14 protein-coding genes and 1 pseudogene are annotated in these 12092 nt (G+C 61.6%); 7 read left to right on the top strand and 8 right to left on the bottom strand.

Annotation, left to right across the window (positions count from 1 at the left end; genetic code table 11):
* Positions 1-412 (bottom strand): annotated as a pseudogene (locus tag ACQRCA_RS05945) (helix-turn-helix domain-containing protein); the annotation flags it as partial.
* 709 nt (positions 413-1121) lie between these two features.
* On the opposite strand from ACQRCA_RS05945, the gene ACQRCA_RS05940 reads away from it, so the two are divergent.
* Positions 1122-1508 (top strand): helix-turn-helix domain-containing protein, encoded by a 387-nt coding sequence (locus ACQRCA_RS05940; protein WP_022349110.1) that lies wholly within the window; start codon positions 1122-1124, stop codon positions 1506-1508.
* 97 nt (positions 1509-1605) lie between these two features.
* Here ACQRCA_RS05940 and ACQRCA_RS05935 read toward each other — a convergent pair whose 3' ends face one another.
* From ACQRCA_RS05935 to ACQRCA_RS05925, 3 genes are all read right to left on the bottom strand, one after another.
* Positions 1606-3015 carry an MFS transporter gene (locus ACQRCA_RS05935; protein WP_075575913.1) on the bottom strand — a complete coding sequence of 470 codons (1410 nt, stop codon included), beginning with the start codon at positions 3013-3015 and terminating at the stop codon, positions 1606-1608.
* 2 nt (positions 3016-3017) lie between these two features.
* Complete coding sequence (locus ACQRCA_RS05930; RefSeq protein ID WP_022349112.1) at positions 3018-3545, bottom strand: MarR family winged helix-turn-helix transcriptional regulator; 528 nt, start codon at positions 3543-3545, stop codon at positions 3018-3020.
* 612 nt (positions 3546-4157) lie between these two features.
* Complete coding sequence (locus ACQRCA_RS05925) at positions 4158-4679, bottom strand: nitroreductase family protein (RefSeq protein WP_427719465.1); 522 nt, start codon at positions 4677-4679, stop codon at positions 4158-4160.
* 207 nt (positions 4680-4886) lie between these two features.
* Here ACQRCA_RS05925 and ACQRCA_RS05920 point away from each other — a divergent pair, with 207 nt between their 5' ends.
* Positions 4887-5231, top strand: coding sequence for a hypothetical protein (locus ACQRCA_RS05920; RefSeq protein WP_427719464.1), 345 nt, complete (start codon positions 4887-4889; stop codon positions 5229-5231).
* A 646-nt stretch (positions 5232-5877) separates the two neighbouring features.
* On the opposite strand, the gene ACQRCA_RS05915 is transcribed toward ACQRCA_RS05920, so the two are convergent.
* The gene (locus ACQRCA_RS05915; protein WP_427719462.1) at positions 5878-6486 is read right to left on the bottom strand and encodes an HNH endonuclease; all 609 of its coding nucleotides are present in this window, start codon (positions 6484-6486) and stop codon (positions 5878-5880) included.
* 520 nt (positions 6487-7006) lie between these two features.
* Positions 7007-7270: an ArsR/SmtB family transcription factor gene (locus ACQRCA_RS05910; RefSeq protein ID WP_427719461.1), complete on the bottom strand. Its 264-nt coding sequence runs from the start codon at positions 7268-7270 to the stop codon at positions 7007-7009.
* A 130-nt stretch (positions 7271-7400) separates the two neighbouring features.
* Here ACQRCA_RS05910 and ACQRCA_RS05905 point away from each other — a divergent pair, with 130 nt between their 5' ends.
* The 5 genes from ACQRCA_RS05905 (at position 7401) to ACQRCA_RS05885 (ending at position 10452) form a co-directional block, all read left to right on the top strand.
* Entirely contained in the window at positions 7401-8402 is a 1002-nt protein-coding gene (locus ACQRCA_RS05905; protein ID WP_427719459.1) for a permease, read from the top strand.
* A 48-nt stretch (positions 8403-8450) separates the two neighbouring features.
* Positions 8451-8786 carry a thioredoxin family protein gene (locus tag ACQRCA_RS05900; RefSeq protein WP_427719458.1) on the top strand — a complete coding sequence of 112 codons (336 nt, stop codon included), beginning with the start codon at positions 8451-8453 and terminating at the stop codon, positions 8784-8786.
* Between the two features lie 8 nt (positions 8787-8794).
* Positions 8795-8998, top strand: coding sequence for an acetyl-CoA carboxylase biotin carboxyl carrier protein subunit (locus tag ACQRCA_RS05895; protein ID WP_108726748.1), 204 nt, complete (start codon positions 8795-8797; stop codon positions 8996-8998).
* Positions 8998-9618 carry a lipoate--protein ligase family protein gene (locus ACQRCA_RS05890; protein ID WP_108726747.1) on the top strand — a complete coding sequence of 207 codons (621 nt, stop codon included), beginning with the start codon at positions 8998-9000 and terminating at the stop codon, positions 9616-9618. The genes ACQRCA_RS05895 and ACQRCA_RS05890 overlap by 1 nt, the downstream gene beginning before the upstream one ends.
* Before the next feature lie 339 nt (positions 9619-9957).
* Positions 9958-10452, top strand: a complete 495-nt coding sequence (locus ACQRCA_RS05885) for a nucleotidyltransferase domain-containing protein (protein ID WP_039689008.1) — start codon at positions 9958-9960, stop codon at positions 10450-10452.
* 71 nt (positions 10453-10523) lie between these two features.
* Here the strand turns inward: ACQRCA_RS05885 and ACQRCA_RS05880 are convergent, their stop codons facing one another.
* The gene (locus ACQRCA_RS05880; protein WP_052241584.1) at positions 10524-11606 is read right to left on the bottom strand and encodes an IS1595 family transposase; all 1083 of its coding nucleotides are present in this window, start codon (positions 11604-11606) and stop codon (positions 10524-10526) included.
* Between the two features lie 115 nt (positions 11607-11721).
* Entirely contained in the window at positions 11722-12090 is a 369-nt protein-coding gene (locus ACQRCA_RS05875; RefSeq protein ID WP_427719454.1) for a plasmid mobilization protein, read from the bottom strand.
* Between the last annotated feature and the right edge of the window lie 2 nt (positions 12091-12092).

Raw genomic sequence — 12092 nt, 5'->3', positions numbered from 1 at the left:
ATGGGGTCCGGCGCGGGCGGCGTCTCCGGGTGGGAGCGCAGCTGGTAGTAGGTGGAGCGCGGCACGCCGAGGATCTCGCACTGCGCTGATACCGGGTAGCGGTCGGCGTTAGCCGCTATCACCGTCACTTTCGTGCGAATATCAGCGCCGCTTGTTTTAGGACGTCGACCTCCATACGGAGCCTCTTGTCCTCGCGCTCCAGCTCGATGACCCTGTCCTGCTCGGGCGTCCTGTTGCCCGCGGCCCGCGGCGAGCCGGTGGCGTTTATCGACTTGATCCAGCGCTCGAGCGTGCTCTTGCCGAGATCGTACTCCTCCATGATCTCGCGCCTGGGCTTGCCGGCGTCGTGCAGCCCGACGATCTGCCTCTTGAACTCGTCGGTGAAGTGCCTCGGGTGCTTCGGGTCCCTCATGTCCCCCCCGTCCCTCGCGCCCCTCTTCAGATTGTCCAATCTAGTGTAGCCAATCCAACCTCGCTCGCGATGTTCTTCCGGGGCTTCGGCGGCACCGTCTCCTCGGCAGTGGTCGGGACGATGTGCGCCGCGAGCGGCCCGGGCGCACCCGGGGCGATGGGGACCGCGATCGCCGTCTCCGCCCTCGGCGCAGCGGCCTCCATCCTCCTGCCGCGCAAGGTCGATCGGAAGCGGTAGGCAGGGACACGGGCCGGGCGCGACGCAACCAGGCAGCAAAAGCCCTTATCTCTTCACGTTGTCATCATCCTTCGAGCCAGTGTCCGCAAAACGATGGCAGCATAGACCCAACGCCCCTCGGCTCCCACCCAGACGAGCAGCTGAAGGAACCCTCGGAAAAGACTCTTTGACCATCTTCTAAAAAACGGTCGATTGGCCAAGTGTTAACTTACAGCCAGCAGCCATGGGAAGGAACGGCATGGCGGGAGACAACCTGCATGAGGACGCCTTAGGCCGCGAGCGGAAGGATGCAATGCTCGGTGCCGAACGTGGCGTGTTCGAGCGCGGCGACTACAGAGCTGTAACCGGGCCCGATGCCGCGCTAGATTGACGAATTGCCAACCGTTGTTGGTTGCTCCTGCGCCGCTCACGCAGTTCCATGGTCTCGCGCCCAAGCGGCGCGGACCGCGAAAACCGACCGAAAGGAACGGCCATGAACTTCAACGACCGACTCATCGACCTCAGGAGGAAACGGGGCCTCTCGCAGGAGCAGCTAGGGTACGAACTCGGCGTCTCGAGGCAGACAGTGTCGAAATGGGAGCTCGGGCAGTCGTACCCCGACTTCCAGCGGCTCGTCCTGCTATCGGACTACTACGGGATCGGCCTGGACGAGCTCGTGCGGGGAATCGACGTGGGCGATGTGCGCGCCCTCAACGAGTCCGACAAGCAGATCTCCTCAATCTACGCGGACGTGAAGCGGGGCAAGGAGGCGGTGCTTCGGGCCTGGCGGGCTTTCCTCGTTGTCGGGGGTGTCGTCCTGGCGCTCTTCGCCCTGGTTGTGATCTATGGGGTGTCTCAGGGCAGCCTCTTCGCAGGGTAGCCGGGTCGAGGGGCGCGCATGACGACGGCGGGCGCGCTCCCGCCCGCCGCGCTCTTCTCGGCGCTTTGGAGGGCCCAGGGTCCGGCGGCAAGCCGGCCTATCGCACGGAACGCGTACGATTCTTGAAAGCGCCGAAGATTAGTGCCGCACAGACGGCTTCCGCCGCCGCAAAGACGACCACCAGCAGAAACGCCTGCTGGGTGCCCGCGGCCGTCGCGTTGGCCATGTGCGCAGGATCAATCGCCTGCGCGCTGGCGACGATCGTGGAGACGAACACCGTGCCGATCGCGCCCGCCAGCTGCTGCACCGTGTTGACGATCGCGTTTCCATCCGGGTTATGCTCGATGGGCAGGTGCGCCAGGCCGTTTGTCATGTTACCCGGCAGGTTCGCCCCCTTTCCCAACGAGTAGAGCACGAAGAAGAGAACGATGAGCGGCCCGGTAAGCGTGGGCGCGAACGCGAAGAACAGGATTGTGGACGCGAGCGTGACCACGCACCCGCCGATAATCGAAAGCCCTGCGCCAAAGCGATCGTAGACGATGCCCGAAAGCGGCGCCTGAAGGGCGCCCGCGATGCATCCGGGCACCAGCAGGCAGCCCGCGGTAAACGCATCGATGCCAAGCGACAGCTGCGCGTAGTTGGGGATGAGGAACGCAAGCCCCAGTGTGCAGAACTGCACGAGGAGGATACCCGCGACCGAAAGGGCAAACACCGGGTCGCGCAGCACGCGCACATTGAGCAGGGCACCCGGCGTGGCAAGGGAGTGCCGGCAGAACAGCGCGATCGCGGCAGCTGCCACGACGAACAGGCCGAGCACAGACGGGCTCGCCCATCCGGCTGACGAGGCGCTGTTCGCGGCAAAGATGAAGCTGGCAAACCCGACAGCGAGCATGATGAGGCCGCAGACGTCGAGCGACGGGCGCCCCGACGTCGTCGACTGCCGAATGCAGGCGGCGCCCAGGGCAAACGACGCAGCCACCAGCGGCACGAGCACCCAGAACACCGCGCGCCAGCTTAGGACGCTCACGAGAAAGCCGCCGAGCGACGGGCCGATGGCGGGCGCCGTCGAGGTGATGAAGTTGGCGATACCGATCATAAGCCCCATGTTCTTGCGCGGCACCTGCTCCAAGATGATGTTGAACATGAGGGGCAGCGCTACGCCCGTGCCCACGCCCTGCACCAAGCGTCCGGCGAGCAGCACCGGAAAGACGGGAGCCAGCGCCGCCGTCAGCGTTCCCGCCAGAAAGCAGGAGGCTCCCGCCACGAATAGCGCGCGCATGGTAAAGCGCCGACGCAGATACGAAGACATGGGGATGATGACCGACAGCACGAGCAGATAGCCCGTGGTAATCCACTGAACCGTCGCGGTATCGATGCCGAACTCCCGCATGAGAGACGGAAAGGTCACGTTCATAGAGCTCTCGACCACCACGCCCGAAAAAGACATGATGCCCGCCGCAATCACGGACGCGACGACGCGCCGCGGCAGCTTCCGGCTATCATCCACTCCTACTCCTCCGCACTTCCGCACGCCGCGGCCTTACGGCCCAAGCGCTCGTTCTGCCAGCGTGTGAGGTCGGCCTCCCCTACAACCTCAAGCAGCCGCTTGACAGTCCGAACCGTCACCTCGATGTCATGTTCGGTCACGCCCGCCTCGCCAAGAAGCAGGGCGGTGTACTCGTAGACCTCCTCGTACCAAACGCGATGCGTAGCGAGACCGTGTTCGGTCAGCTCAACCAACACCTCGCGGCCGTCCGTGGGGCTGGCAGACTTGTGCAGGTAACCATCCCGCTCGAGGTCGCACACCATGCGCGTCACGCCGGGACGCGTGGCGCCCATATCGTCCGCGATGTCGCTCACGCGCACGGCGCGGCGCCTCGATGCATCTTCCTTGGCGTAGCCGCCCAGCTCATAGAGCGTGTCGAGCACGCGCGTCCTCCCGTTGGTGAGGTCAGGCGGCAGCTGCGGCATCATGCCGTCGATGCGACGCGCGCGCCGCAGCGTATCCATCAGCATCTTGAATGAGCGCCCGTTCATTTCTGTTCCTTCCGTCTCAAAAAATAATTATCTATAGTAATTATCTTGAGTAATTATATACGGACGCACATTGGATGCGCCGACGAAGAAGTCTAGAACGGCAGACAGTTCGATCGGTTCCTATCGGTCGGCCTTGCGACGAGCGATCACTCGCCTCATGTGTTCAAACTGTCGCATGGCGAAGCCGGATTTCCCAACGAGGCCGGCGCAAGCATCCATCACAGATCGCCCTTGGCGCTCATCGCGCCACCTTCGGTCATTGGCTTAACCTTTTCCATGGCGGTTCCCGCGACCACAGAAGCGCACGCCGCTACCGTCAGTCCAAATGCACCTCACTTCGGCAGCCTTGCGCCCCCACAGCCATCGGTGAGGGAGGTTTTTGCAGTGGATTGTTTATAACCCACTTACTTCTGCTCAGTAATCAAATCGTGTATTCCCATGGCCTCTCGTCCACGTGGTGTATCGGTGTCCCCCTATTCGCCGGAATCTGGCAATTTTCGAGCACTCGAGTTGAGCTCAATATGAACTCAACGCCGATGTTCGCTCGACAGCTTCCGAGCGGCTTGCATTCCCGCCGAGGAGGACGGACGCCTCTGGCAAGACCAGATCCTGCTAGATGCGCACAACATAGCCGTCCTTGCGCGGGGCGGCCGCGCCCTCGGGCCCCGCGGCGTATCCCAGGGCGATGGCGCCCACGCCGCGCAGCGTCTCGGGCAGGCCCCACTCCCCGAGGAGCGCCTTGCCCTCCGCGCTGTCGAAGATCTCGCGCTCGCGGTGGATCCAGCAGCTGGAGAGCCCCAGGGCGTGCGCCGCGAGCATGAGGTTCTCCAGCACGCAGGAGCCGTCCTCAACGAAGGTGCCGCGCCCGCCGTCGGCGAGCACGACCACGATGACCGGGGCGCCGTAGTACGGGTCGGCGTCCCTGCCCATGACGGCGGCGTTGAGCCGACGCAGGCGCTCGCGGGTCTCGGGGTTGGTCACCGCCACGATCACCGGAGACTGGTGGCCGCCGCCGGTGGGCGCGAAGGTGCCCGCCTCGAGCACGGCGTCGAGCAGGTCGGCGGGCACGGGATCTGCCTTGTAGGCGCGCACGCTGCGGCGCGTCTTGATGAGGTCGATAAGGTCGTTCGCCATGATGTCATGTCCTTTCTCCCGCTGGTGCTGTCTATATAGAAAGGCCGCCCGTCTGCCAGGGGCAGGCGAGCGGCGAAAAGGTGACGGCATCCAGAAAAATCCGCTGAGATTTTCAAGGCTCATTATGGACCCGTTCCGCGTGATGTCAAGCGCGCTGCAAGCGATGCCGCGAGGCGGCTCGGCCGGTTCTCGCTCAAAGCCCATTCGATGCTGGAACGCCTGCGCGGCAACGTCATGAACACGATCGGGCAGCGCCTCCAGAAGCCCGTCGGCGCCATCGCAACGGCAGCGAGGGAGGGGCTCGGAATCGACCGGGAGCTCGTCGCCCTCACGAGGCGCTCCCCCGTCGTTCACGACTTCACCGCGCTCGTGCTCTGCTTCGACAGAATCGTCAACGATGCGGACGCGAGGTCGGAGAAGGCGGCCGGCCTTCACGCTCTGCGCGAGCGCTTCCTCGAGCATGCCGACTACTTTAAGAAGCAGGTGGAGCTAAGCGAGGGGATCAAGATGCTGAGCGAAGTCATGCGCTCGGGAGCCGAGGCTATCTCCTAAATTCCTCTATGAATCGCCGTTCTGATTTCCGAGAAATCGGGCGCCTGCAGGGCCCGGCGAGATTCCAGGGCCTGCGGGGCCGGGCGGGAAAGAGTAAGTCCGAGTAGTTCCGAGTAGCCCAGCAGCAACCCGGCTACCCGCTGCATGAAAACAGCAGCTCAGACGCATGACATGCCGCCACATGAAGCGGCTAACCCGGGTAAGAGTAAGCCCGAGCGGTCAGAGCAGGGCCCGACTTCCCCTCGGCCGGGCGCCTATCCGATCAGGCAAAATCCAGAGACAACCCGATAGCGGCGAGCCGGGGCCGGCGGATGCCGGTTATTCCTCGTGCGCGCAGCCTGTCACGGGCCCCGCTTTCCCCGCAAGGGCCGCGATGCTTTCCCGGCTTCTTTCGGGCTCGGCCGCCGGCGCTCAGAGCGGTGCCGGCGAAGCTCGCCCGAAACAACCGGTCGGCGGCGCCTCCCTGCCGGAGAACCAGCGGCCGCGCCTTCGCCCCTCCCAGTATCCCCATGCGTGCCTCGCCTTGGCTCTCCCGTGATTCTATTGAGCAATTTCGCCGTATGCGGCATTGTTTTCTCAGTAAGAAGAAGGTGGGCCCCGGCCTATTCAGGACACTTTTCTGGTCATGTCTGCATCGCCGTCCAGATTAATGTCCAGAATCGATCCGCCTGTCAGACAGCAACTCGACTTGAGCGGAAATTTCCGCCCGGACGGCGGCCGCAAGCTCCTCGCACCGCTTCATCTGCTCGACTAGCCTCCCATGCGCATCCCAATACGCTTCCCAGAGACCCCCATCGGCCATGGACTCGAAGTCAATCTGCATCGGAGGAAATCTCCGCTCATACTCGGCTATCCTTTCGGCTCTCTCCTCGACATCTCCCACGCCCCGCGACGCGGGCGACAGCGGCGACGGCCCGAACATCCAATTCCTCCAGGGCTTGTTCCCCTTAGACTGATTGCACTTTCCACATGCGGGGACAAGGTTGTGAATCTCCGTGATGTAGCCCGTTGGGCGCTTGCCCCGTACGATGGCGTTGAGATGGTCCCACTCCGTCGCGGGGTCACCGCAGTAGGCGCAGCGCACATCCGAGGCGTCCATGCCAAGCACCTCGAGCGCAAGGGCGATTTCCTCGTCACCCGGCATGATTGCAGGGATAATCCCGTTCACAAATGAGTTCGTGATACTCGACGTCCGGCCGGTTATCTTTACCGGTGTTGGCATCTTGAATGCATTGGAAAGAGCGCTCTTTGCCATCATCCGCCTCAAAACAAGATGGGGTTACAGCATATCTGTAACCCCAGCTAACTGCCATTATAGTACAAATACAAACGTATGTTCGCTATTCCCACTCTATGAATCGAAAGTGTGGGCATTTCCATGTCGTCTCGTATTTTATACGGAAAACGAACGTGGCGATACACGGCGATACTCAACGGCACAAAAGTGAGACAAAACTGCTCTGATAATCGAAACTCAAATGAAACTCAAGGGTGTTGAGTTTCATTTTTGTCCCAGTAGCAAAAAGGGCAGGGTAGAGCGGCCAAATCCTCCCCTTTTCAGGTGATCTGAAGCGGCATCACATGCAAGCCACCAGCGACAATTGCAAACCTATAGTTAAAAACTCTCTCCAGTTTGCTCCGGCTTGTCGCAGTTTGTTCTAGTTCGCCCAATTTATACCCAGTCTCAAAAATTGCCGAAAATCCATGTGGTCAAATTTGAGTCACGGATATCCATACAATTTTGCTCATTCTTTGGGGTCACGCTGGGTCACGGCCTAACCGGATATCCAATCGGAAAGGACGGCTGCCGTCTCGCGATTGGCGGAGTAGTGCATCCAGCGGCCGTCCTTGCGGCAGCTGACCAGCCCGGCGGCGCAGAGTTGCTTCACATGGTGGGAAATGGTGGGCTGGGTGATGTCCATCTGCTCAAGAATCTTGCACGCGCAGATATCGTCCTTGTCCTTGATGGCCTGGTAGATGCGCAGGCGCGTGGGGTCGCCCAGCGCCTTGAACGCCGCCGCGAGGCTCTCGTTGTCCATGGTTTCCTCCTGTCTGTCTGGCAGCTTCAGTATATCACGCAAATTCATATATTGACATATATCTATGTGACTCCTATATTGTCGTCATGACATAGATATATATCGATACATCAATATGAAAGGAGTCCCAATGGAATCCATCGGAACGTTCATCTTGGACCAGGTGCTGAAGATGCAGTGGCTGAGCGAACTGATCGCCGCCTTGCTGGGCGCGCTAGGCATTGACGCAGCGGGCGAGTGGGGCGGCACGCTCCACTTCTTCATCTATGACACGGTGAAGATCGTCATCCTGCTGTGCGTGCTCATCTTCGCCATCAGCTACATCCAGAGCCACTTCCCGCCCGAGCGCAGCCGCAAGATCATGGGCCGCTTCAAGGGAATCTGGGGAAATGTGGTGGGAGCACTGCTGGGAACGGTGACGCCGTTCTGCAGCTGCAGCTCGATCCCGCTGTTCATCGGGTTCACCCGCGCGGGCCTGCCCCTGGGCGTCACCTTCAGCTTCCTCATCAGCTCGCCCATGGTGGACCTGGGCAGCCTGGTGCTGATCATGAGCATCTTCGGCCCGGGCGTTGCCGTTGCCTACACGATGGTTGGCCTGCTCATCGCCATCGCCGGCGGCACCATCATCCAGCGCATGGGCATGGAGGAGCACCTGGCCGACTTCGTCCGCGGCGACGCGCCGGCCGATGTCGAGCTTCTGTCCATGACGGTGCCCGAGCGCCTGGCCTATGCCCGCAAGGAGACCTGGGGCACGTTCAAGAAGGTGTTCCCGTACATCCTGCTGGGCGTGGGAATCGGCGCCTTCATCCACAACTGGATCCCCGCCGAGTGGATCGAGCTGGTCCTGGGCGACGGCAACCCCTTCGCCGTGGTGCTGGCCACCCTCGTCGGCGCGCCTATCTACGCCGACACATTCGGCGCCATCCCCATCGCCGAGGCCCTGTACTACAAGGGCACGGGCCTGGGCACGGTGCTGGCCTTCATGATGAGCGTCACCACGCTGTCCATCCCCAGCCTGACCATGCTCTCCCGCGTCATCAAGCCGAAGCTGATGGTGACGTTCGTGGGGCTGTGCATCGTCGGCATGTGCATAAGCGGCTACGTGTTCAACTTCCTGCAGCCGCTGTTCTAACCGGTTAGGAGCCCGCACGGTGCGGGCGCGTCGAAAGGAGAAATTGTCATGGGATTGTTCGGATTCGGAAAGAAGAAGGAAGAGAAGGCCGCCGTTCCCTGCGCGTGCAATGATGGCGCTCCGCAGATGAAGGCAGAGCCCTGCGGCTGCGGAGGCGCCCGCCAGGTGAAGGTGCTGGGGACCGGCTGCTGCCACGAGCTGAACGAGAACGCCCAAGCGGCCATCGCCGAGCTGGGGCTCGAGGCGGAGCTTGAGTACATCACCGACATGGACCGCGTCATGGGCTACGGCGCCATGAGCCTGCCTGCGCTGGTCGTTGACGGCAAGGTCGTGTCCGCTGGCATGGTGCTCACGCCGGCGGAAGTCGCAGCGTACTTGAGGTAGGAGGAACCATGGAGATCAGATCGACCCGAGGCAACGCGATACTTTTCTGGAAGGTCGCAGACGGCGATACCGTGGAGGCCGGGCAAGTAGTTGCTTCCCTCGAGCAGGGCAAGGGCACGATGGAGGTCGTGGCACCGTGCGCTGGAAAGATTGGCATTGCCTGCAAGGGCGGCATGGTGTCCGAGGGCCAGCTCCTGGCGACGGTGGGCTGATGCTGAACGTCGTGAAGAGCCCCTACCGCACCGCTTACGAGAACCTCGCCTTCGAGCAGGAGCTTCTTCGCACGGGCACGCCCTTCCTTTTCACCCACCGGGACGCCCCCTGCGTCTCAGTGGGCTTCAACCAAGACATTGAAGCGGAAGTCGACGCCGCACTTGCCAAGGAGCTGGGTGTCGACATCGTCCGGAGGCAAAGCGGCGGCGGGGCGGTCTACCGCGACGAGGGGTGCGTGGCATTCTCGATGGCGGTGCCGCGTGATTTCCTTCCGCGCGCCATGGAGGTTCCCGAGCGGGCCCTGATGGCCCTGGGCGTGCCGGCCGTCCGAAACGACCGCAACGACGTCTACGTCGCCGGTCGCAAGGTATGCGGATGCGCATGGCAAGACGCTGGCGACCTGGTCGTGTTCCACGGCAGCGTGTTGTTCGATGTTGACCTGGACGCGATGGATCGCCTGCTTGCCCCCGGCAAGAGGAAGTACTGCGGCACCGCCATGAGGTCTGTTTTCGCCCGCGTGAGGAACATCAAGGATTTGGTTCCGCAGATGACAGCTGACGAGTTCCAGGGAGCACTCGAGAGAGCGCTCCTCGCCTCCGTTTCCTTGGGTGCGATGTGATTTCCGCCGGTCTCTTTCACGTGCGCCTCCGTCAGCTCCCTGACCGTGAGAAGCCTAGGGGGTGCGATCGTAATAAGAAAACCCCAGTTAAACTGGGGTTTTCTTATTACACAAAGCCTATACGGGCTACTTTCACTCTATAGTTGAAAACTTTCTCCAGTTTGTCCCAGTTTGTCGCAGTTTGTTCTAGTGAATCCTATTTACACCCAGTCTCAAAAATCGACGTTTGGGCATGCGGTCAAATTTAGGTCACGGTTTTTCGGTTAGACCACTTTGGATACTGGGACTTTTCCTATAATCTTTCTTGCTTAAATAGCAGGCGAAAGCGAAGGAGCTCCTATGGTCACCAAGGATGATGCGTGTTGGATAATCGGCCTTTCCGCAGGTGCGGGCATTGGCGTATATCTTGATGGCGGCTGGGGCGTCGATGCGCTTGTCGGGCGTGAGACCAGGGCTCATAACGACATCGACCTGTTCGTTCAGCGCGGGGATTACCAAAGGTTCGTGGATCTAATTGCTGATGAGGGGTTTTCCGAGGTGGCTGCATCTTTCACCACCGAAGATCACACGGTGTGGCAAGACGAGGCGGGGCGCATCGTCGACCTGCATTGCTTCGATTTCGCCGAGAATGGCGATATTCTGTATCAGGGAGATCGTTTTCCCGGGGAGGTCTTTTCGGGGAGGGGGCGCATCGGCGAGGTGGAGGTGTCGTGCATCGACCCCGAAAGCCAGCTGTTGTTTCACTTGGGCTATCAGCATGACGAGCACGACGTCCACGATGTCATGCTCCTATGCCGTGAGTACGGTTTCGACGTTCCCGAAGAATATCGCTAGCTGTTGCTTTTTGCATCGGGTCACGACTTCAGCGCTTGCCGCAGATGCGCTGCGCCAGACCGCCCTGGACATCACGCCACGCCGTATATGGCCCTCCGCGCACGCGAGTCCCATTTCGCCTGCTTGATCCAGTACTCGTAGAACGGATAGGGGGTCACCTTGTACTGGCGCCAGGTCTTCTCGTACGTGCCGCGGGCCGCCTGCCTCACTATGAGCTCGGCGAGCTCGTCCGCGCTCCTGCGGACCTTGAAGCACCACGTCCACTTGAACCAGGCGAGGTAGTTCTCGAGGCGTCTCGTGGAGACGCCCCGGAACCTGCCGATGAAGTGCCTCATCTGGGAGTGGAGGCTGTTCACCCTGTTGATGGCGTGCTCCTCCCTCTTGCTGGCGATGTGCTCGCCGACGCCGAGGGCGGGCAGGACGCGGCGGTACACGTGCGCACGGTCCGTCGAGATTATCGCGCCGACCGCGAGCTTGTCGGCGAGCAGCTCCCTGGCTGCCGCCTCGTCGAGGCCGCCCCTCCCCGCGATCTCGTAGAAGATGTCGCCGGCGTCGTTGATGCCGGTGAGCACGCATATCTTCTCGTGCCCGTCGGTTCCCTGCGACCTTGCGCGGGGCTTCCTGGGCACGCCGGACTCCGACCTGGAGCGGTTTCCCTTGAAGCTCTCCCTGAAGAAGCACTCGTCGAGCTCGGCCCCGCCGCCGGCCTCCACGCGGAAGGCGGGCATGCGCTTGGCCATGGCCTCGAGCAGCCTGTGGCGCATGAAGAACGCCGTCTTGAGGCACACGCCGCACTTTTCCGCCGACTCGCGCAGCGGGAGCATGTCCACGTGGCACTCCGCGAACCTCATCCAGGCCGACCTGTCGAGCTTGGTGGTGGAGAAGATGCGCATGGTGGCGTCGGTGAAGGTCCTGGCGCACCCTCGGCAGAGGAACCGCTGACGGCCGCGCCCGTCTCGCCCCCTCTTCACGTAATGCGGGGAGCCGCACCAGGGGCAGGCTCTGTCGGGATCGTCTTCCGCCCCCTCGCTTGCCGCGAGGTCGAAAAGCTCCGCGTCTATCAGCGCCTTGAGCGATCTCAGGGCCCTGCTCTTCTCGGCAGCCGTCATCTGCGGGAGGAACTGCCTCGTCAGCTGGGTGAGCACGTCTTCCATTGCAACCTCCATCTTTCCTGATGATGGAATTGTCGCAATTGGGGGTCCTGCTGCGTGTACTGTGCATAGGACACTTATCCAAAGCGGTCTAACACAACGCCATGAACGGACACCCTCACTCTCTTTTCAAATCCCATACGCTTTGGTTCTCGACGTCAATCTCAGCGGGTTCTTCTGGCGGTTCGAATCCGGAGAAGATGGTGGACAGAACCTGCAAGGTAGTCTCCATAGAAGCGCTGATTTCGCCTCCTGCGCGGATTCTGAGTAGTTGCATATAGATTTCCGCCATCGTGCCCTTCAGGGCCTTGTAGACCCTCGTAGAGGGCTTTACGACTATCTCGTGGTCCATCAGCTTGGCCATGATGAAATCTTGCTTGTCCATCCCGCTTAGCTTGGCCAGATTGGTGATCCGCTCGTATTCCTCTGGGCTCACCCTGAAGGCGATGGTCTTCGACCTCTTGCGTGCGGAGTTGGGGCAGGGCATGG

Source organism: Collinsella sp. SGI.095 (assembly GCF_050314535.1).
In the GTDB taxonomy this organism is placed as follows: domain Bacteria; phylum Actinomycetota; class Coriobacteriia; order Coriobacteriales; family Coriobacteriaceae; genus Collinsella.
Note: the sequence above shows the minus strand (reverse complement) of the source record. Positions and strands in the feature narration are given on the sequence as shown.